The following is a 20,287-nucleotide window of genomic DNA, read 5'->3' on the forward strand; positions in this document are numbered from 1 at the left end:
CGCAGTGGCCGGTGGCGACCCCCCGCCGATGGCCGGCTATCTGACCGGACGCGAGCTGACCAAGCGCTATGGCAAGCGTACGGTGCTGGATCGTGTCGACGTTGATCTGGCACCAGGGGAGGTCGTGGGCCTGCTGGGCCCGAACGGCGCAGGCAAGACCACCTGTTTCTACAGCCTGGTCGGCCTGATCCGGCCCAATCGCGGCCGTATCACGCTGGGTGACCGGGACATCACCCGGGCCCCGATCCATTCACGGGCCCGGGCCGGGCTGGGCTACCTGCCGCAGGAGGCCTCGATCTTCCGGCGGCTGAGCGTGTGGGACAATCTGCAGGCGGTGCTGGAGCTGCGGCCGGAGCTTGATCGCCACGAACGTCGCCGCATCGGCGATGCCCTGATCGAGGAATTTCAGCTGGAGACGGTGCGCCACAGCCCGGGGATTGCCCTGTCCGGGGGCGAGCGCCGCCGTGCCGAGATCGCGCGGGCACTGGCCGGTGACCCGCGCTTTATCTGCCTGGACGAGCCGTTCGCCGGCGTGGACCCGATTTCCGTGGGCGATATCCAGGCGGTGATTGGGCATCTGGCCCAGCGCGGGATCGGCGTGCTGATTTCCGACCACAACGTGCGCGAGACCCTCGGAATCTGCGACAGAGCCTATATTCTTAGTGAGGGCCGCATCCTGAGCGTGGGGACCCCGCAGGAACTGCTGGATGATCCCCAGGTGCGCCGGGTGTATCTCGGCGAAAACTTTCGGCTGTGAGTACTTCCTTTGGGCATGTCTCGACGAGTCCTTTTAAGATGATCTTAATGGTCACGATGGACCTCAAACCGCGATGCTGAAGCCCGGGCTCAATCTGCAGCTGGGGCAGACGCTAACGATGACCCCGCAGCTGCAGCAGGCGATCCGCCTGCTGCAGCTTTCCACGCTGGAGTTGCAGGCGGAGATCCAGCAGGCGCTGGAAAGCAACCCCATGCTCGAGCAGGTGGAGGACGAGGGCGAGGAGGCCCCGCCCGAGCGCCCGGAGGAAGGGGGTGAACGGGTCGACGGGGATCGCATGCAGTCCGACACGGCCGGCGATGACGTGATCCCCGAGGAGTTGAGTACCGACAGCCGCTGGGACGACATCTACGAGCCCGCCCCGAGCCCGCGCGGCCTGGATGATCGCGATCCGCTCGAGAATACCTCCGACGGCGAGGACGAGGGGCTGCAGGATCACCTGCTCTGGCAGCTGCATCTGAGCCACCTGACTCCACGCGACCAGCGCATCGGCGCGGCGCTGATCGACGCGATCAGCCCGGACGGCTATCTGGACGGCGACCTCGAGGCGCTGGCAGAGATGATCAGCCAGGGCGAGGACGAACCAGTGGGGGTCGACGAGGTCGAGGCGGTGCTGCACTGGATTCAGCAGTGCGACCCGCTGGGCGTCGGTGCGCGGGACCTGCGCGAGTGCCTGGAGATCCAGCTGCGCCATCTGGCGCCGGATGCCCCGGCACGCGATGCGGCCCGAGCCATCCTGGAAAACGGCATGGAGAGCCTGGCCAAGCGGGACTACCGGGCCCTGCAGCGCCAGTCCGGGGTACGCGACCCGGACGAGCTGGCGCGGGCGCTGGACTTGATCCGCACCCTGAACCCGCGGCCCGGTGCCCAGATCAGCGAGTCCACTTCGGAATACGTCGTGCCGGATGTCTATGTCCGCCATGACCGCGATGGCTGGCGTGTGGACCTGAATCCGGAGATTGCCCCGCGCATTCGCATCAACGATCTCTATGCGGGCATGGTGCGGCAGGTCTCCGATGCCCGCGACAGCGCGTTTATGCGCGATCAGCTGCAGGAGGCGCGCTGGTTCCTGAAGAGCCTGCACAGCCGCAACGACACCCTGCTGCGGGTGGCCCAAGCCATCGTCGAACGCCAGCAGGGGTTTCTGGAGCATGGTGAGGTCGCGATGCAGCCGTTGATCCTGCGCGATATCGCCGAGGCCCTGGAGATGCACGAGTCGACCATCTCGCGGGTGACCACACAGAAATACATGCACACCCCGCGTGGGGTATTCGAGTTCAAGTACTTCTTTTCCAGTCATGTCGGGACGGCCGACGGCGGCGAATGCTCGGCGACCGCGATCCGTGCCATGATTCGGGAATTGATTGGTGGCGAGACCCCGAACAAGCCACTGAGTGATGCAAAACTGGCCCAGATCCTGTCGGATCGGGGCATTAATGTGGCCCGACGCACCGTGGCCAAGTACCGCGAGGCCATGCACATACCGTCTTCCAGCGAACGCCGGCAGATGGCGAGCATGCCCAGCGGAACCAAGCAGAAAGGAGCCTGACCATGCAGATCAACCTGACCGGCCATCACGTCGATATCACCGACGCCCTGCGCGACTACGTGAACGAAAAGTTCGCCAAGCTGGAGCGCCACTTCGACAAAGTGATCGACGTGCATGTGGTGCTGACCCACGAGAAAAACCAGAACCTGAACAACAAGGCGGAGGCCAATCTCCAGGTCAGCGGCAATCACATCCACGCCGAAGCCAGTCACGAGGATATGTATGCGGCGATCGATGGGCTGATCGACAAGGTGGATCGCCAGCTGATCAAGCACAAGGAAAAGGTCAAGGACCATCACCGCGCCGAGGGCGCCCAGCGCAACCGCGAACAGGCCCTGTAACGCAATGACCATTGCCGAGCTGATCACCCGCGACCGTATCCGGCTGGAGCCCGAGTGTTCCAGCCAGAAACGGGCGCTCGAGACCCTGGCCGAGTTGCTGGCCGTCGGCGGCGAGGAGTCCGCCGGCCCGGCCAGCGGGGCCATCTTCGAGGCCCTGTCTGCCCGCGAGAAGCTTGGCTCCACTGGTCTGGGGCATGGCGTGGCCATCCCGCATGGGCGCCTGGCCGAGCTTGATGCCCCCCGTGTCGCGGTCCTGCGGCTGGACCAAGGGGTCGACTTCGACGCCATGGATCACGAGCCGGTGGATATCCTGATCGCGCTGCTGGTCCCCGAGGCGGCCACCAGTGCGCACCTGGATCTCCTGGCGCAACTGGCCCGTGGTCTCTCGCAGCCCGACAATATTGCGGCGCTCCGCCGCGCCGGCGATGCCGACGGCCTGGAGCGTGAACTGACCCGGGCCTTCGGCGACGCTTGAGCATGGCTCTCCCGGCAGCGCTTCCCCGATTACGACACCCCGCGCCAGCGATGCCGGAGACTCGTGCATGAACGAGGCACTGGGAGAGGGCGGCATCGCGCGCGACATCACCGTCGAATCCCTGATCCAGGCGATGGGCAACCGCCTCGACCTGCGCTACGTCCACGGCGAGCAGGTCGCCCCCGACCGCAACCTGGTGGGCGGTGATGGCGACGACCTGCCGTTGGCCGGGCACCTCAACCTGATTCGGCCGAACCGCATCCAGGTCATCGGTGATTTCGAGGCGCGCTATATCGCGCGGCTGAGCGACGAACAGCGCGAGCAGTTGATCCTGGAGATGGCCCGCACCGGCACGACCGCGGTGATCTTCGCCGAGGACACCTGTCCGTTCTCGGAGATGCCGGACGTCCCCGAGGAGCAGCTGCCGCTGATCCTGTGCTCCTCGACCAGCAGCCACGAGATTATCTCCCTGCTGCGCTACTTCCTGCAGCAGCGGCTGGCCCACTTCGAAGTCCGCCATGGCGTGTTCATGGAGATCCTCGGGATCGGCGTGCTGATTAGCGGGGCGTCCAGCGTCGGCAAGAGCGAGGTGGCGCTGGAGCTGATCTCGCGCGGGCACCGGCTGATTGCCGACGATGCGCCGGAGTTCGCCCGTATCGCCCCGGATATCGTGCGTGGGCACTGCCCGGCCCTGCTGCAGGACCTGCTCGAGGTCCGGGGGCTGGGCGTGCTGAACGTCCGCGCGATGTACGGGGACTCCGCGATCAAGGGCGGCAAATACCTGCGGCTGATCATCGACTTGCGTGATCACAACGAGCCCTCGCCGGTGCCGGACGACCGCCTGAACGGCCGCCGCGGGGAGATCGACATCCTCGGGCTGCGCATCCCGCTGATCAGCCTGCCGGTCGCGCCGGGGCGCAACATCGCCGTGATGATCGAGGCGGCGGTACGCAACCACATGCTGCACATGCAGGGCTACGTTGCCGGGGACGACCTGCGCGCGCGCCAGCGCCGGCAGATGAGCGGTGAGCCCGAGGAGCCGCCCTACCATCGTGCGATCCCCGCCACCACGGTCCCCAACCCGGACCCGGAGGGCTGAATGCGACTGTTGCTGGTCAGTGGTCTGTCGGGTTCCGGCAAGACGGTCGCCCTGCACACCCTGGAGGACGCCGGCTATTTCTGCGTCGACAATCTGCCCCTGCCGCTGCTGCCCGGACTGATCGAACAGGTCCGCAGTGGTGACTACGACGCGGACGAAGACCGGCATCTGGCAGTCGGGGTGGATGTCCGCAGCGGGCTGGCGGCGCTGGAGGGCTTTGCCGACCTGCTGCGCGAACTCAGGGGCAAGGGGCTGCAGGTCGAGGTGATGTTCCTGCAGGCCTCCAGCGAGGTTCTGCTGCGCCGTTACCACCTGACACGCCGGCGACACCCGTTGGCGCGCGACGGCGTCCCGCTGGTCGATGCGATCGAGCGCGAGCGCGACTGGCTCGGGCATGTCGCGGCCGAGGCCGATCTGACCGTTGATACCTCCCGGTTGTCCATGCACGACCTCGCGCGCACCCTGCGCGACCGTGTCGGGCTGCTGGGCGAGGAGCGCCTGTCGCTGCTGTTTCAGTCATTCGGGTTCAAGCACGGGGCACCGCTGGACTCCGACTTCGTGTTCGACGTGCGCTGCCTGCCCAACCCGCACTACGAGCGCGATCTCGCGCCCTTGACCGGACGCGACGCCGCGGTTTGCGAGTTTCTCGCGGGCCACGCCGAGGTCGAAGAGATGTACGACGGGATCCAGGGATTCCTCGAGCAATGGGTTCCGCGTATTCGTCAGGATCACCGCAGCTATGTGACCGTATCGATCGGATGTACCGGCGGTCGCCACCGTTCGGTTTATCTCGTGGAGCGGCTGGCGGCTGCCTGGCGCGGGCGCGAACATGTTACTGTTAGCACCCGTCACCGCGAGCTATCCCTGCCCCTCGAATCGGAGTGAGTCCATGGGCGTTGGTCTGATCCTGATCACGCATCAAAACCTCGGCGACACCCTGCTGCAAACGGCCCGCAGCATGCTGGGCGACCTGCCCGAGGATTGCGAGTCCATGGCGATGTCGCAGAATGACGACCCCGACGAGGTGCTGGCGCGGGCGCGGGCGCGCCTCGGAGAGCTGGATTCCGGCTCCGGTGTGCTCATTCTGACCGACATGTTCGGTTCTACCCCCTCTAATGTGGCCAGCCGCGTGGCGCGGGGGGCGAACGCTCGCGTCATCGCCGGGATCAACCTGCCGATGCTGATCCGTGTGCTGAACTACCGCCATCTGCCACTGACGGAACTGGTCAACAAGGCCCTGTCCGGCGGGCACGATGGCATCCTTCTTTGTGACCAGGAGTGTTCGGATGCCGCAGCGCGAAGTCCCCATCGTTAATCGTCTGGGGATGCATGCGCGTGCGGCGGCCAAGTTTGTGAGTCTGGCCAGTCAGTACGCGTCCGATGTGACCGTCTCCCGGAACGCCCAGGAAGTGAACGGCAAGAGCATCATGGGGGTGATGATGCTGGCGGCGGCGCAGGGCTCCGAGGTCACCATTACCACCGACGGCGAGGATGCCGAAGAGGCCCTCGACGCCCTCACCGAACTCGTCGCCAACCGCTTCGGCGAGGACGCCTAGCCCCCTCCATCCTCCACGCCTGTTCGAGGCCCAGCCTCGGGAATCAGGCTTCAGCCGGATAGGGCGTTGCGCAGGGCCGCAAGGAATGCGTCGTTTTCGTCGGGGCGGCCGACGGTGACGCGCAGGCAGTCGGCGAGCAGGGGATGGGCCCGCCCGACATCCTTGATCAGGATCCCGGCGTCGCGCAGGGCCGCGAAGCTCGCATGCCCCTGTCCCTCGCGCACTCGAAAGAGGATGAAATTCGCCTGGCTCGGGAACACGTGTTCGACGCCGTCGTTTGCCGCGAGTGCGTCGGACAAACGCCCGCGTTCCTCGATGATGCCGCGTGCCTGATCATCCAGTGCCTCGCGGTGGTCCAGGGCGAAGGCGACCGAGCGCTGGGTCAGTGTGTTGATGTTGTACGGCAGGCGCAGCCGGTCCAGCGCATCGATCCAGCCCGCGGAGGCGGCAAGATAGCCCAGCCGCGCGCCGGCCAGCCCCAGCTTCGATACCGTGCGCATCACCATCAGTCCGTCGTGCTGGCCGACCTCCGGCAGAAAGCTGTGGGCGGCGAACGGGGCATAGGCCTCGTCGACCACGGTGACGCCGGGGTTGGCCTCGACGATCGCCTGCACCGCGGCCGCGTCGTCCAGGGTCCCGGTCGGGTTGTTCGGGTAGGCCAGGAAGACGACCGCCGGGTTGTGCTCGGACAGGGCGGCATGCATCGCGTCGAGGTCCAGGGTGAAATCGCGGTTCAGCGGGACGCCGATGAACGGCACGCCCATTGCCCGGGCCAGCACGCCGTACATCACGAAGGTCGGCTCGGGCGCGAGGACCGGACGGCCGGAGGCGGCGACCGCCATAATCAGGATCTGGATCAGCTCGTCGGAGCCGTTGCCGAACAGCAGTCCGGCCGCTTCGGGCACGCCGTGGGCCGCGCGCACCTTTTTCTCCAGCTCGCGTGCCCCGGCATCCGGGTAGCGGTTCAGTTGCGGCTCGCGCAGGGCGTCCAGCCAGGCGTTTTCCAGCGCGCCAGGCCAGGGATGCGGGTTCTCCATCGCGTCCAGCTTGATCAGACCCGTGGCATCGGCCACCTGATAGGCCGGCTGCGCCAGCACTTCCGGGCGCATCAGGGCGTCCGGGCTGCGGCTTTCGTGCGGCAGGCTCATTGCCCGCCGCGCAGTTCGGCGGAGCGAGCGTGGGCGGTAAGCCCCTCGCCGTGCGCGAGGGCGGCGGCGGTCTGGCCGAGCTTCGCCGCGCCTTCGGCCGAACAGTGGATGATGCTCGAGCGCTTCTGGAAGTCGTACACCCCCAGCGGCGAGGAGAAGCGTGCGGTGCGCGAGGTTGGCAGCACATGGTTGGGCCCGGCGCAGTAATCGCCCAGGGCTTCGGAGGTGTAGCGCCCCATGAAGATCGCGCCGGCGTGGCGCAGGCCGGCGTCCAGCATGGCCTGCGGGTCGGCCACGGACAGCTCCAGGTGTTCCGGGGCGATGCGGTTGGCGACGGCGATGGCCTCGGAGGAGTCGCGTACCTTCACCAGTGCCCCGCGCTTGTCGAGGCTGGTGCGGATGATCTCGGCGCGTGGCATTTCGGCCAGCAGGCGGTCCATCGCCTCGGCCACGCGGTCGAGAAAGGCCTCGTCCCAGGACAGCAGGATGGACTGGGCCTGTTCGTCATGTTCGGCCTGCGAGAACAGGTCGGCCGCGATCCAGTCCGGGTCCGTTTCACCGTCACAGACCACCAGGATCTCCGAGGGGCCGGCGATCATGTCGATCCCGACCGTGCCGAACACCTCGCGCTTGGCCGCCGCGACGAAAATGTTGCCGGGGCCGACGATCTTGTCCACCGCCGGGATGGTCTGGGTGCCGTAGGCCAGCGCGGCCACCGCCTGGGCGCCGCCGATGGTGTAGACGCGATCGACGCCCGCCACCGCGGCGGCGGCCAGCACCAGATCGTTCAGCTCGCCGCCCGGGGCGGGCACAACCATTACCAGCAGTTCCACACCGGCGACCTTCGCCGGTATCGCGTTCATCAGCACGGAGGAGGGGTAGGCCGCTTTGCCGCCGGGCACATACAGGCCAACGGAATCCAGCGCGGTTACGCGCTGGCCGAGCACCGTTCCGTCTTCGTCGGTGAAGTCCCAGTCCTGCATCTTCTGGTGTTCGGCGTACTGGCGGATGCGCGTGGCGGCGGTCTCCAGCGCCTGGCGCTGCTCCGCCGGGATGGATTCCAGCGCGGCCTGCAGGCGCTCCCGCGGGATCTCCAGGTCGGCGACCGCGCTGCGATCGAGGCGATCGAACTTGGCGGTGTAGCGCAGAACGGCCGCGTCCCCCTCCGTGCGCACCGCGGCGAGGATCTCGTCCACCGCATCACGTACGCCGGTGTCGGCGACGGACTCCCAGGACAGCAGGTGCTCCAGGGCCTGATCGAAGTCGGGCTGCTGGGTATCGAGTCGGGCAATGGAGGGCATGGTCGGGGTCCTCTCTAGGCAGGCACGGCAGCTTTGCGGCGCGCGCGCACGGCGTCCGCCAGCAGTTTCAGGCTGGTCTCGGTCTCGTCCCAGCCCATGCAGGCATCGGTGATGCTCTGGCCGTAGGTCAGCGGCTTGCCGGGCAGGATGTCCTGGCGGCCACCGACCAGATGGCTCTCGAGCATCGCGCCCATGATGCGGCGATCCCCGCCAGCGATCTGTTCGGCCAGCGAGCGGGCCACGTCCACCTGACGCTTCGGATCCTTGCGACTGTTGGCATGACTGCAGTCGACCATCACCTGTTCCGGCAGCTCGGCCATGCGCAGCTCCTTGCAGGCCTGTTCGATGCTCTCGGCATCGTAGTTCGGCTGCTTGCCGCCGCGCAGGATGATGTGGCAGTCGTCGTTGCCGGTGGTCGAGAAGATCGCCGAGCGCCCGGCCTTGGTTACCGAGAGGAAGTGGTGCGGTCGCGACGCGGAGCGGATTGCGTCGATCGCCACCCGCAGGCTGCCATCGGTGGAGTTCTTGAAGCCCACCGGGCAGGACAGCCCGGAGGCCAGTTCGCGGTGCACCTGGCTCTCGGTGGTGCGCGCGCCGATCGCGCCCCAGGCGACCAGGTCCGCGATGTACTGCGGGCTGATCAGGTCGAGGTATTCGGTGGCGGCCGGCATGCCCTTGATCGCCAGATCACGCAGCAGCCCGCGCGCAACGCGCAGGCCCTTGTTGATGTGGAAGCTGCCGTCCAGGTCCGGGTCGTTGATCAGACCCTTCCAGCCGACCGTGGTACGCGGCTTCTCGAAGTACACCCGCATCACGATGTGCAGGGCGTCGGAGAGTTCGTCGCGCAGGCCCTTCAGGCGCTCGGCGTACTCCAGCGCGGCGTCCACGTCGTGAATCGAGCAGGGCCCGACGATCACCTGCATGCGGTCGTCCTCGCCGTGCAGGATGCGGTGGCAGGCCTGGCGTGCCGCGAACACGGTCTCGGAGGCCGCGTCGGTGATGGGCAGTTCTTCGCGCAGGGTGTCCGGGGCGGACACCTCCTGGATATCGCGGATTCTCAGGTCGTCGGTATCGGCGGTCATGATGCTCTCGTTACGTCGTCGCGGGCGTGACGGCCTCGCGCAGGCCCTCGATCAGATTTTGAATGGTTCTATGTCGCATCTTCATGGCTGCCTGGTTCACGATCAACCGGGAACTGATGGGGGTAATCAGTTCCAGCGGCTCCAGGCCATTGGCCTTGAGCGTGTTGCCGGTGTCGACCAGGTCCACGATGTAGTCGGCCAGATCGACCAGCGGCGCCAGTTCCATCGAGCCGTAGAGCTTGATGATCTCCACCTGGCGGCCCTGCTGGGCGAAGTAGTTCTGCGTGATGTTCACGAACTTTGTGGCGACGCGTAGCCGTTGCTGTGGGTCCGGTTGCTGTCCCGGGCGGCCGGCCAGCATCAGCCGGCACTCGGCGATGTGCAGGTCCAGCGGCTCGTAAAGCCCGGCGGCGCCGTGCTCCAACAGCACGTCCTTGCCGGCCACACCGATGGATGCGGCGCCGTGCTGCACATAGGTGGGGACGTCGGTCGCCCGCACCACTACGATTTTCACATCCTCGCGGTTGGTGTCGAGGATCAGCTTGCGCGTCTTGTCCGGGTCCTCCAGGAGTTCGATCCCGGCGCTGGCGAGCAGCGGCAGGGTGTCCTTGAGGATGCGGCCCTTGGACAGGGCGATGGTCAGGGCGTTGGGATCCATCATGTCGGGTGTCGGTCCGTCTCGCGATTGTGTCGGATCAGACGGGCTCGCGGCGGATGCCCGCGCCGATCTGGCTCAGTTTTTCCTCGATGCATTCGTAGCCGCGATCGATGTGGTAGATGCGGTCGACCGCGGTTTCGCCCTCGGCCACCAGGCCGGCGATGATCAGGCTGGCCGAGGCGCGCAGGTCAGTCGCCATCACCGGGGCACCCACCAGTTGCTCCACGCCCTTGACGATGGCCGTGTTGCCCTCGATGGTGATGTCCGCCCCCATGCGCTGCAGTTCCAGCGCATGCATGAAGCGGTTCTCGAATACCGTTTCCACCACCGACCCGGTGCCCTCGGCCACCGTGTTCAGGGTCATCATCTGGGCCTGCATGTCGGTGGGGAAGGCCGGGAAGGGCGCGGTGCGCAGGTTGACCGCCTTCGGACGGCGTCCTTCCATGTCCAGTTCGATCCAGTCCGGGCCGGTCTCGATGCGTGCGCCGGCCTCGACCAGCTTGGCGAGCACCGCATCCAGCAGCTCCGGGCGGGTATTGCGACAGCGCACGCGCCCGCGGGTCACCGCCGCCGCGACCAGGAAGGTGCCGGTCTCGATGCGGTCCGGCATTACGTCGTATTCGCAGGCCTGCAGGTTCTCGACACCCTGCACGCGGATGGTGTCGGTCCCGGCACCCTGGATCTTGGCCCCCATGGCCGCCAGGCAATCCGCCAGGTCGACGACCTCCGGCTCGCGTGCGGCGTTCTCGATCAGCGTCTCGCCTTCGGCCAGAGTGGCGGCCATCAGCAGGTTCTCGGTCCCGGTGACCGTGACCTGGTCGAACACGACGCGCGCACCCTTCAGACGCTTGGCGCGGGCGTGGATGTAGCCCCCCTCGACGTCGATCTCCGCACCCAGTGCCTCCAGTCCACGCAGGTGCAGGTTGACCGGGCGCGAACCGATCGCGCAGCCACCCGGAAGCGAGACCTCGGCCTCGCCGAAGCGGGCGAGCAGGGGGCCCAGCACCAGGATGGAGGCGCGCATGGTCTTGACCAGGTCATACGGGGCCACGCACTGGGTCAGGGTGGTCGGGTCGACCTCGATGCGCATGCGCTCGTTGACCGTGAGGCTTACGCCCATGCGGCCGAGGAGTTCCATGGTGGTGGTCACGTCCTGCAGGTGCGGGACGTTGCCAATGGTCATCGGTCCGTCCGCCAGCAAGGTGGCGGACAGGATCGGGAGCACCGCGTTCTTGGCCCCGGAGATCCAGACCTGCCCCTCCAGGCGGCGGCCTCCGGTTATGATCAGCTTGTCCATGGAAAGCCCGGGTCGGTCGCGGGGTCCAGCGTGGCCCAGCGAAACACGCCATGATAACGAATCTGCCCGCTGCGCGCGCGTTTCCGGTCGCGGGGCGGGCGTCAGGCCGCGTCGGTCTGCCCTGCGGGAACCGAATCGGCAATCACCGATTGCAGGTCGTAGAGTTCAACGAGGGGTACCAGGCCCTGCGGGATGGAGTGGAAACCCAGCTCTCCACCCTGTTCGTGCACACGGCGCCAGAGGGTGACCAGCAGCGCCACACCCGCCGAGTCGATGCGGGTCACCTCCCCGAGATCCACCCGCGTGCGAGCGGGCAGCCCCGCAAGCAGCGCGCGAATGCGGGACTCGAGGCCCGGAACCGTGGCAAACGTCAGCGTGCCGGAGAGAGCGAGCCCCTCCGGTGTTGCGTGCAGGCGGGCGTCAGCCATCGCCGTTGTCGACCTCGTCGGCGATGCCTTCCATCGCGTCATCGACGAGCTCGCGGTCGCCGTCCTCGAGGCGTTCGATCAGCGCGTCGAGGCCGTTGCGGTTGATCTCCTCGTTGAAGCGGTTGCGGAAGTTGCCGACAAAGCTGAGGCCTTCGGCCTCGACGTCGAAGACCTTCCACTCCCCGTTCACCGGCCGCAGGCGGTAGTTCACCTGCAGGTTCGATTGCCCCGAGCCCATGACGATCTCGGTCGCAACGACGGCCATGCGGTCATCCTGGCGCGAGCGACGCTCGATCACGCGGATGTCCTTGTCCAGATGGTCCGCCAATTGCACACCGTAGGCCTGCAGCAGCGTGTTCTTGAAGGCCTCGGTAAAGCGTTCGCGCTGCTCGCTGGAGGCGTCGCGCCAGTGCCGGGCCAGCACCAGCCGGGACATGCCTTCGACATCCACGCCGGGCAGGATCTTGTCTTCGATCACGCCGATCACGAAATCCGGGTCTTCCTGGGCACGGTCCTCGTTCGCCCGGAGCTTTTCGTAGACCTCGTCGATGGACTGCTTGATGATCTCGGTGGGGTTGTCCGCCTGCGCGGCACCCGGGAGGGCCAGCAGCAGGAGCAGCCAGAGCGGCGCCGGCAGCGCCCAGAATCGCAATGTCTTCATCGTGTCGTCCCCGGTTCGGGTTTAGTCGCTACCCATATTGGTCATGAAACGGCCAATCAGGTTCTCCAGGACCAGCGCCGATTGCGTGAACATCACCTCGTCGCCGTCCTGCAGGGTGTCGTAGTCGCCGCCAGGCTCCAGGGCGATGTACTGCTCGCCCAGGAGCCCCGCCGTATGGATCGCGGCCTGCGTGTCCATGGGCAGGTAGTCATGCTCGGAGCGGATCGCCAGCTTGACCTCGGCGCGGAACTGGTCCGGATCATAGCGGATCTCCGCGACGCGCCCGATGCGCACACCCGAGACCGTGACCGGCGCGCGCGTCTTGAGCCCGCCAATGTTGTCGAAGTAGGCCGTCACCGTGTAGGTGTCCCGGTCGTGGTAATCGGTCACGTTGCTCACCTGGATCGCCAGGTAGAACAGTGCCGCCACACCCAGCAGCACAAACACGCCGACCGCCAGTTCGAAGAAACGTACCTTCATTGTTGCCACCTGCCTAGGAAAACACTGGTTGGTCAGCCCGTGCCGAACATCAGCCCGGTCAGGATGAAATCGAGGCCCAGCACCGCCAGCGAGGAGACCACTACCGTCTGGGTCGTCGCGCGCGAGATGCCCTCGGAGGTCGGCATCGCGTTGAAGCCCTGGAATACCGCAATCCAGGTCACCACGAAGCCGAACACAATGCTCTTGATCACGCCGGAGAGTACGTCCTCGTTCCAGTCGGTCACCGACTGCATCTGCGAGAAGTACGCGCCGCTGTCCACGCCCAGCATGCCCACGCCCACGATGTAACCGCCCATTACGCCCACCGCACTGAAGATCGCGGCCAGCAGCGGCATGGAGAGGAATCCGGCCACGAAGCGCGGGGCGAAGATGCGGCGATAGGGGTTCACCGCCATCATCTCCATCGCCGAGAGCTGCTCGGTCGTCTTCATCAGGCCCAGCTCGGCCGTTAGAGCGGAGCCCGCGCGGCCGGCGAACAGCAGCGCGGTCACCACCGGACCCAGCTCGCGCACCAGCGACAGGGCGACCACGCCGCCCAGGGCCTCTGCGGCACCGAAGTTCACCAGGGTGATGTACCCCTGATAGCCCAGCACCATGCCGACGAACAGCCCGGAGACGATGATGATCAGCAGCGAGCGCACGCCCACCGAATAGATCTGCACCACCGTCAGGCCGAACCGCCGGATCACGATGTCGAGGCTGGCAAGCACCTGAAGCAGAAAGAGGAATGCTCGGCCGAAGACCACCAGGGCATTCAGGGAGCTGCGGCCCAGCGAGGCAATCGCGTCAATCATCGCGTCGCTCCCGCACCCCGAGCAGATCCTCGCGGTAGCTGTCGCCGGGATAATGAAACGGCACCGGGCCATCGGGGCGGCCCTCAAGGAACTGGGCGCTCCAGTCGGAGGCGCGGGCACGCAGGTCGTCCGGTGCCCCGGCATCCACCGCCCGGCCATCGGCAATCAGTACTACGTGATCGGAGATGGCCATGGCCTCGGTCACGTCGTGCGATACCAGTACGCTGGTCAGGCCCAGGCTCTGGTTGGTGCGCCGGATCAGGGTCACGATCTGGCCCATGGTGATCGGGTCCAGGCCGGTAAAGGGTTCGTCGTACATGATCAGGTCCGGATCCAGCGCGATCGCGCGCGCCAGCGCCACGCGCCGCGCCATGCCTCCGGACAGCGAGGCCGGGTCCAGGTCGCGCGCGGAACGCAGACCCACCGCCTCGAGCTTCAGCAGCACCAGGGTGCGCAGCACGTCCTCGGGGAGTTCGGTGTGCTCGCGCAGCGGGAAGGCGACATTCTCGAACACCGAGAGATCGGTCAGCAGGGCCCCGCTCTGGAACAGCATGCCCATGCGCTTGCGCAGGGCGTACAGGCGTCGGGTCGAGAGCCGTGCGACCTCCTGGCCGTCGACCCAGATACGGCCGCCGTCCGGGCGCAGCTGACCACCGATCAGGCGCAGCAGAGTCGTCTTGCCGCTGCCACTGGGGCCCATGACCGTGGTCACCTGCCCGCGCGGGATGCGCATGGACAGGTCCTCGAAGACCACCTTGCGCCCGCGCCGGAAGCGCAGGTTCTCGATGACGATATGCGGGCTGTCTTCGGCGACCGGCTCAGCCACGGGCACCTCTTGCCGTACGGCCAATGGGACTCGGGAGTCTGGCGCGGGAAGGGTGCCCGGTCAAACCGGTTTGGGTGGAGTTCATCCCACCCCCAGCAACTGGGCGATCGTGCGAAACTCGGAAAGTCGATCCGGTCGCGCCCTCAGGAACACGGGCGTCGGGCCTTGGCCGCCGGCCGCGATCAGGGTCTCCACCAGGGCGCGCCAACCCATCGGGTCCAGATCCGTCTCCGGTTCGATCTGCCACAGGCCGGTGCCGTCTTGGCCCGGATACCACAGGGCCTCGCGGGTGCCCGGCAGTTGGTGAACCTCGGCGGGTCCGGCCCGCAAGGCGGTTTTCACGTGGCCACCCTTGAGTGCCGCCTCCACGGCGGCGGCATCCTCGGCACCCATGACACCGAGGGCCACACCCTGCAGCGTGCCGCCCAGCTCGTTCTCGATTCGGGCCAGGGCAGCCACACCCGCCTCCGGCGGAAGACCCCCGGGCCAATCCAGTGTCAGCTGCAGCTTGGCGGGGACCGCCTCGGCCCAGGGCCCGAACGGGCCTTCAACCGATGCCGCCCAGGCAGTGGCGGGCAGCAACAGACGGCTGTGATAGTGGGTGTAGTACTCCAGCTGCCAGTCGGCCGGGAGGTCGTCCGGGAAAAAGGTCTCCCACCAGGGGTCACCGGGGCCCGCGACCCCGGCAGCCTGAAGCTCCAGCGCTTGTTGATCCTTCGACATCCGCGTTTCCCTCGTTCAACTGGAGTCTGACGGGTTTGCTTGTATCCCCAACGCGCGCGCGGCACAGTTGGCGCCATGCGCTTCGACCTCTTTCATGAACTCTCGGTCCCGGATTTTCTGCAGACCTCCGAAACCGAGGTGATCGACCGGACCCTGGCCCTGTGGGAGCGGGCCGATCGTCTCGGCTACGGCACCGCCTGGCTGGTGGAACACCATCTGATGCCGGAATTCTCCCACAGCACCGCCCCGGATCTGGTCCTGGCCGCGGCCAGCCAGCGTACTGAACGCCTGCGTCTGGGCCTCGGCGTGGTCCCGCTTCCGTACCACCACCCGCTACGCGTGGCGCAACGCGTCGGCATGCTCGACCAGCTCTCCGGCGGGCGCCTGGACCTGGGTATCGGGCGCGGCTTTTCGCCGCGCGAATATGCCACATTCGGCGCCGAGATGAGCGAATCGCGTGCGCGGGTCGATGCCGGGCTGGATGCGCTGCGCCAGGCCTTTGCCACCGGCCGCATCACCCAGGACGGCCCGTTCCATCACCTGGACGACGTGCCCGTGATGCCGCGCCCGGTACAGGACCCGCACCCGCCGATCTGGACCGCCGCGGTCAGCCCGGAGTCCTTCACCTGGGCGGCCGAGCAGGGCATCGGGGCGCTGGCCGGGCCCTTCAAACCCTGGCAGATGATCCGCGAGGACATCCGTTTGTACCACGAGTCCTGGGACGCCTCGCGCACCGATATCGCCCACCCGCCGCGCGTCGGGATGACCCTCGGGGTGCTGTGTCTTCCGGACGGCAAGCGTGCCCGGCGCGAGGCCAAGCCGGCGTTTGAGTGGTTCTACCGCCACATGTTCCAGCAGACCCTGCCGGTGCTGGAGCGCCTGATCGAGGGCTACGACTACTACCGCTCGCTCGGCCGCTTCCGCCACCTGGTCAAGGCCGGGATCAACCTCAAGATCCTCGACATGCTGGGCATGACGCTGGTCGGCACGCCCGCCGAGTGTCGCGAACGCATCGAGGGGCTGCGCGAGGCGGGGGTCGACCAGGTCCTGCTGGCCTTTGGCGCCGGGGCCGTGCCCCACGAACTCGCCCTGGAGTCCATGGACTGCTTTGCCGAGGAGGTCATGCCGGCCTTTGCCGAGCGCGCCCCGGGCGCCACCGGCACGGCTGGATAGCCGCCCATGCGGGTCGCCGTGACCGGCGCCGCCGGGCGCCTCGGGCAGGTGCTCATTCCGGCTCTGGCCGCCGCCGAGGGGATCCAGGCGGTCACCGCAATTGACCGCCGCCCGGTAGTTGCCGCCGCGCGCACGACCCCCTTGCAATCCGATCTCGCGGATCTCGGTGCGGAACACCTGGCCGGGCATGACAGCCTGATCCACCTCGCCTTTCAGTTGATGGGCGGGCAGGGCGGGCGCCGGCGCCGCGACCGCGACTGGGTGCGTGCGCAGAATGTCGAGCTGAGCCGCCACGTCTTTCAGGCAGCCGCCGCGGCCGGTGTGCGCCAGATCGTCTTTCTCTCCAGTGCCGCGGTCTATGGTCCGTGGCCGGATTCGCCGCGCCCGCTGACCGAGCGCAGCCCGGCGCGGCCGCGCTTTCCGTACGCCGAGGACAAGGTCGCCACCGAGCAGGCCCTGCTGGCGGTCGCCGCGCAGTATCCCGCTGTGACGACCTGCATCCTCCGGCCCCCGGCCGTCGTGGGGCCGCATGCCCATCCGCTGCTGCGACAGGTCGCCCGCAGCCGGGCTTATCCGGCCGGGGCCGAGGTGCCGGTGCAGATCCTGTGGGAGGAGGATGCGGCGGACGCCGTGGCGCGAGCAGTCGCGCGCCAGGCGGAGGGCATCTTCAACCTCGGGGCCGAGCCCGTCTGGTCCCTGCGCCGGATGGCGCTGCACGGACGCCGCTGGGGTATCCCGGTGCCTCAGGGCATGATCCGCGCGCTGCACCCGCTGGCCTGGCGGCTCACCCGCCATGCCGGCGATCCCGGATGGGTCCAGGGCCTCGACGGCGCCCTCCAGATGGACTGCTCGCGCGCCCGCGAGCACCTCGGCTGGAGACCCCGGGTCTCCACCTCCGAGTGCCTGGAGCGCCTGCGCCGGTAGCTCCGTCGTTCTCAGGCTAGGCCTGGTTTGTCGCCGGTGTTTACGTGCCTTCGGTCCGCATACTGCCGAGCGCTGTCTCGGCAGCGCACCCCGCCCGTTGTTGATCAAAAACGGGCTTCTTTGTTCGTGCAAAGAAGTAACCAAGAAACACGCCCGGGCGAAATCCGGGTGCCCTTCTTTGGGTGCTTTCTTGGGCAAGCAAGAAAGTACCTCGCGGCGCGCTGGCGAGTCAGCGCACGGCAGGCGGCCGGACGAAGCCACCGTAAACACCCAACGACGAACCGGGACCAGCCAGAACAAGGCAGGCGGCGGCCCGGAGTCACCGCAAAAGCCAGATGACGGCTCCGGCTAGGGCAAGTGCTAGCGGATGAGCATCAGGATGCCGGCGAGGATCAGCACGCCGGCGAAGCCGCGGCGGAGGACGCCCACCGGCAGGTGATGGGTCAGCCAGACGCCCGCGCGTACGCTGATGGCCGTTCCGATCACGACGCCGAGGATGGCCGGGAGGTAGAGATAGCCGAGGGCCCATTCCGGCGCCTGGTAGGCCGGATCGGTCCACTGTGGCAGGGCGAACACCAGGCTCGCGCCGATGGCGATCGGCACGCCAAGGGCCGCCGCCGAGCCGATCGCCCGGCGCAGCTCCAGGCCCTGGCTGACCAGGAACGGGGTGGTCAGCGTGCCGCCGCCGATGCCGATCAGCGAGGAGACCGCCCCGATCACGGTGCCGCCGCCCAGCCAGACGCTGCGCCTCGGCACGGGCGCTTTCGGCGGCTGAACGTTCAGCAGCATCCAGATCCCGATCGCGACCTCGAAGGCGCCGAAGATGCGCCCCAGGTGGTCGGAGTCGATACGCGTGGCCAGCCAGGCCCCGAGCAGGGCCCCGAAGATGATCCCCGGCAGCAGCCGGCGCACGGCCGTGCCGTCCACCCCGCCCCGGCGGTGATGGGCGCGGGCCGAGAGGATCGCGGTGGGGATGATCGCGCCCAGCGAGGAGCCGACCGCGAGCTGCACCAGGCTGGCCGCGTCGAAGGCCAGCAGGCTGAAGATCGCGACGAACACCGGCACCAGGATCAACCCGCCGCCGATGCCGAACATGCCGGCCGGGATGCCGGCGACCAGGCCCAGGAGCACGAACAGCAGCCCCAGGCCTAGGGGAGCACTGATCAATGTACACACTCGCGTTGGTACCCCAGGTTTTCCGAGACAAGGCGCGTCGCGCAGTGGGTAGTGGTTCTACCCGCAAGCGGCGCAACGCAGGATCGGGGAACCTGGGGTACCAACCCCAAGGGGCTCGGCCGCCCGTTGTTATCAAAAACGGGCGCGCGCACGGCGTTGCGGCTCCCTTGTGCAGAGTGACTGCACGGCAGTCGCCGTGCCTTGTTCGCACGGAAAAGCGACTCGAGCGCGAGTGTGTACATTGATCAGTGCTCCCCTAGCGGCGACTGGGTCAGGGTCTCGAGCATCCGTTGGTCGCGAGGGTCGGCGTGTCAGGGAAGGTCCGGGCCGGCGGGCATGGAACGGGCCGGCCCGGCGAATCGGGGCAGGCGCTCAGAGCGCCTTGAAGCACTTGCGGGCGGCTTCGATGGTGGCGTCGAGGTCCGCGTCGGAGTGGGCGTTGGACATGAAGCCGGCCTCGAAGGCGCTGGGGGCCAGATAGATGCCCTCGCCCAGCATCGCGTGGAAGAAGCGGCCGAAGGCGGCGGTGTCGCAGGCGGTGGCGCCGGCGAAGTCGGTGACCTTCTGGTCCGAGAAGAACAGGCCGAACATGCCCGGCACCTGGTTGGTGGTCAGGGCGACCCCGGCCTCGCGCGCGGCGTCCTCGAAGCCCGCGACGACCTTCTTGGTGCGCTGCTCCAGTTCGTCGTGGAAGCCCGGACGGGACAGGATCTCCAGGGTCTTGAGCCCGGCGGTCATCGCGATCGGGTTTCCGGACAGGGTGCCGGCCTGGTAGACCGGGCCCAGCGGCGATAGGTGTTCCATGATGGCGCGCTTGCCACCGAAGGCCCCCACCGGCATGCCGCCGCCGATGATCTTGCCCAGCGTGGTCAGGTCCGGGGTCACGCCGAGATAGCCCTGGGCGCAGTTCTTCGAGACGCGGAAGCCGGTCATTACTTCGTCGAAGATCAGTACCGCGCCGTGCTGGTCGCAAACCTCGCGCAGCGTCTCGAGGAAGCCCGGTTCCGGCGGGATGCAGTTCATGTTGCCGGCGATGGGCTCGACGATGATGCAGGCGACCTCGTCACCCTTCTCGGCGAAGAAGGCGCGCACGCCATCGGGGTCGTTGTAGGTCAGGGTGCTGGTCAGGGCGGCCAGTTCCTTGGGTACGCCCGGGGAGCTCGGCTGGCCGAGGGTCAGGGCGCCGGAGCCGGCCTTCACCAGCAGCGAGTCGCCATGGCCATGGTAGTTGCCCTCGAACTTCACGATGCGGTCGCGCCCGGTGTAGCCGCGCGCCAGCCGGATTGCGCTCATCGTGGCCTCGGAGCCCGAGTTGGTCATGCGCACCAGGCCCATCGACGGCACCAGTTCGCAGACCTTCGCGGCCATGTCGTTTTCCAGCCGCGTCGGGCAGCCGAAGGACAGGCCGTTGTTGCAGGCCTCGCGCACCGCGTCGATCACCTCGGGGTGGGCGTGGCCGGCCACCATCGGGCCCCAGGACCCGATGTAGTCGATATAGCGCTGGCCGTCGGCGTCCCACATGTAGGCCCCGTTGGCGCGGTCCATGAAGATCGGGGTGCCGCCCACGCCCTTGAACGCGCGGACCGGGGAGTTCACGCCCCCGGGGATGTGCTGCTTGGCGGCCTCGAACAGACGCTCGGTTTCCTGCATGACGGTGTCCCTGTAGTTCAATGGAATCGGTAGGCCCGGCAACCATAGCGGCGGCCGCCGGGCGGTGCAAAGGGAAACGCTGATTGATCGGCGTTTCCCTGCGGCACATGGAAGTGCCGCCGGAATCGACCTCGGCAGGTGGTTGATTCC

General features: G+C 67.5%; 23 protein-coding genes. 10 read left to right on the top strand and 13 right to left on the bottom strand.

The window, feature by feature from the left end; genetic code table 11:
- Positions 1-28 precede the first annotated feature (28 nt).
- The 8 genes from lptB to F813_RS0106845 all read left to right on the top strand — a co-directional run bounded on the left by lptB (position 29) and on the right by F813_RS0106845 (position 5,795).
- On the top strand, positions 29-757 hold the full coding sequence (gene lptB, locus F813_RS0106810; protein ID WP_051048352.1) for an LPS export ABC transporter ATP-binding protein: 729 nt from the start codon (positions 29-31) through the stop codon (positions 755-757).
- 73 nt (positions 758-830) lie between these two features.
- Entirely contained in the window at positions 831-2,324 is a 1,494-nt protein-coding gene (locus F813_RS0106815; RefSeq protein WP_017926013.1) for an RNA polymerase factor sigma-54, read from the top strand.
- A 2-nt stretch (positions 2,325-2,326) separates the two neighbouring features.
- Positions 2,327-2,665: a ribosome hibernation-promoting factor, HPF/YfiA family gene (gene hpf, locus F813_RS0106820; RefSeq protein WP_012981784.1), complete on the top strand. Its 339-nt coding sequence runs from the start codon at positions 2,327-2,329 to the stop codon at positions 2,663-2,665.
- Positions 2,666-2,669: 4 nt separating this feature from the next.
- Positions 2,670-3,140 carry a PTS sugar transporter subunit IIA gene (locus F813_RS0106825; protein ID WP_017926014.1) on the top strand — a complete coding sequence of 157 codons (471 nt, stop codon included), beginning with the start codon at positions 2,670-2,672 and terminating at the stop codon, positions 3,138-3,140.
- 67 nt (positions 3,141-3,207) lie between these two features.
- Positions 3,208-4,239: an HPr(Ser) kinase/phosphatase gene (gene hprK, locus F813_RS0106830; RefSeq protein ID WP_017926015.1), complete on the top strand. Its 1,032-nt coding sequence runs from the start codon at positions 3,208-3,210 to the stop codon at positions 4,237-4,239.
- Complete coding sequence (gene rapZ, locus F813_RS0106835) at positions 4,240-5,124, top strand: RNase adapter RapZ (RefSeq protein WP_012981787.1); 885 nt, start codon at positions 4,240-4,242, stop codon at positions 5,122-5,124.
- A gap of 4 nt (positions 5,125-5,128) precedes the next feature.
- Positions 5,129-5,554, top strand: a complete 426-nt coding sequence (locus F813_RS0106840; RefSeq protein WP_012981788.1) for a PTS sugar transporter subunit IIA — start codon at positions 5,129-5,131, stop codon at positions 5,552-5,554.
- Positions 5,526-5,795 (top strand): HPr family phosphocarrier protein, encoded by a 270-nt coding sequence (locus F813_RS0106845; RefSeq protein WP_012981789.1) that lies wholly within the window; start codon positions 5,526-5,528, stop codon positions 5,793-5,795. The genes F813_RS0106840 and F813_RS0106845 overlap by 29 nt, the downstream gene beginning before the upstream one ends.
- A gap of 50 nt (positions 5,796-5,845) precedes the next feature.
- Here the strand turns inward: F813_RS0106845 and hisC are convergent, their stop codons facing one another.
- From hisC to F813_RS0106900, 11 genes are all read right to left on the bottom strand, one after another.
- Positions 5,846-6,943 carry a histidinol-phosphate transaminase gene (gene hisC, locus F813_RS0106850; RefSeq protein ID WP_012981790.1) on the bottom strand — a complete coding sequence of 366 codons (1,098 nt, stop codon included), beginning with the start codon at positions 6,941-6,943 and terminating at the stop codon, positions 5,846-5,848.
- Positions 6,940-8,244, bottom strand: a complete 1,305-nt coding sequence (gene hisD / locus F813_RS0106855) for a histidinol dehydrogenase (protein ID WP_012981791.1) — start codon at positions 8,242-8,244, stop codon at positions 6,940-6,942. The genes hisC and hisD overlap by 4 nt, the downstream gene beginning before the upstream one ends.
- Before the next feature lie 14 nt (positions 8,245-8,258).
- Positions 8,259-9,326 (bottom strand): 3-deoxy-7-phosphoheptulonate synthase, encoded by a 1,068-nt coding sequence (locus F813_RS0106860; RefSeq protein WP_017926016.1) that lies wholly within the window; start codon positions 9,324-9,326, stop codon positions 8,259-8,261.
- 10 nt (positions 9,327-9,336) lie between these two features.
- Positions 9,337-9,987 carry an ATP phosphoribosyltransferase gene (hisG, locus tag F813_RS0106865; protein ID WP_017926017.1) on the bottom strand — a complete coding sequence of 217 codons (651 nt, stop codon included), beginning with the start codon at positions 9,985-9,987 and terminating at the stop codon, positions 9,337-9,339.
- Positions 9,988-10,021: 34 nt separating this feature from the next.
- On the bottom strand, positions 10,022-11,281 hold the full coding sequence (murA, locus tag F813_RS0106870; RefSeq protein ID WP_017926018.1) for a UDP-N-acetylglucosamine 1-carboxyvinyltransferase: 1,260 nt from the start codon (positions 11,279-11,281) through the stop codon (positions 10,022-10,024).
- A 101-nt stretch (positions 11,282-11,382) separates the two neighbouring features.
- Positions 11,383-11,709 (bottom strand): lipid asymmetry maintenance protein MlaB, encoded by a 327-nt coding sequence (locus F813_RS0106875; RefSeq protein WP_012981795.1) that lies wholly within the window; start codon positions 11,707-11,709, stop codon positions 11,383-11,385.
- Positions 11,702-12,370: a phospholipid-binding protein MlaC gene (locus tag F813_RS0106880; protein ID WP_017926019.1), complete on the bottom strand. Its 669-nt coding sequence runs from the start codon at positions 12,368-12,370 to the stop codon at positions 11,702-11,704. The genes F813_RS0106875 and F813_RS0106880 overlap by 8 nt, the downstream gene beginning before the upstream one ends.
- A gap of 21 nt (positions 12,371-12,391) precedes the next feature.
- Positions 12,392-12,850: an outer membrane lipid asymmetry maintenance protein MlaD gene (mlaD, locus tag F813_RS0106885; RefSeq protein WP_017926020.1), complete on the bottom strand. Its 459-nt coding sequence runs from the start codon at positions 12,848-12,850 to the stop codon at positions 12,392-12,394.
- Positions 12,851-12,882: 32 nt separating this feature from the next.
- Positions 12,883-13,665, bottom strand: coding sequence for a lipid asymmetry maintenance ABC transporter permease subunit MlaE (gene mlaE, locus F813_RS0106890; protein WP_012981798.1), 783 nt, complete (start codon positions 13,663-13,665; stop codon positions 12,883-12,885).
- Positions 13,658-14,491 (bottom strand): ABC transporter ATP-binding protein, encoded by an 834-nt coding sequence (locus F813_RS0106895; RefSeq protein WP_012981799.1) that lies wholly within the window; start codon positions 14,489-14,491, stop codon positions 13,658-13,660. The genes mlaE and F813_RS0106895 overlap by 8 nt, the downstream gene beginning before the upstream one ends.
- 81 nt (positions 14,492-14,572) lie before the next feature.
- On the bottom strand, positions 14,573-15,214 hold the full coding sequence (locus tag F813_RS0106900; RefSeq protein WP_012981800.1) for a hypothetical protein: 642 nt from the start codon (positions 15,212-15,214) through the stop codon (positions 14,573-14,575).
- 75 nt (positions 15,215-15,289) lie between these two features.
- Here F813_RS0106900 and F813_RS0106905 point away from each other — a divergent pair, with 75 nt between their 5' ends.
- Together F813_RS0106905 and F813_RS0106910 are read left to right on the top strand one after the other, a co-directional pair.
- Positions 15,290-16,387, top strand: a complete 1,098-nt coding sequence (locus tag F813_RS0106905) for an LLM class flavin-dependent oxidoreductase (RefSeq protein ID WP_012981801.1) — start codon at positions 15,290-15,292, stop codon at positions 16,385-16,387.
- A 6-nt stretch (positions 16,388-16,393) separates the two neighbouring features.
- Positions 16,394-17,311 (top strand): NAD-dependent epimerase/dehydratase family protein, encoded by a 918-nt coding sequence (locus F813_RS0106910; RefSeq protein ID WP_017926022.1) that lies wholly within the window; start codon positions 16,394-16,396, stop codon positions 17,309-17,311.
- A 360-nt stretch (positions 17,312-17,671) separates the two neighbouring features.
- Here the strand turns inward: F813_RS0106910 and F813_RS0106915 are convergent, their stop codons facing one another.
- On the bottom strand, positions 17,672-18,487 hold the full coding sequence (locus F813_RS0106915) for a sulfite exporter TauE/SafE family protein (RefSeq protein WP_038060038.1): 816 nt from the start codon (positions 18,485-18,487) through the stop codon (positions 17,672-17,674).
- A 372-nt stretch (positions 18,488-18,859) separates the two neighbouring features.
- Positions 18,860-20,137, bottom strand: coding sequence for a glutamate-1-semialdehyde 2,1-aminomutase (gene hemL / locus F813_RS0106920; RefSeq protein WP_017926023.1), 1,278 nt, complete (start codon positions 20,135-20,137; stop codon positions 18,860-18,862).
- Positions 20,138-20,287 lie beyond the last annotated feature (150 nt).

Origin of the sequence: Thioalkalivibrio sp. HL-Eb18 (assembly GCF_000364985.1) — a bacterium.
GTDB lineage: Bacteria > Pseudomonadota > Gammaproteobacteria > Ectothiorhodospirales > Ectothiorhodospiraceae > Thioalkalivibrio.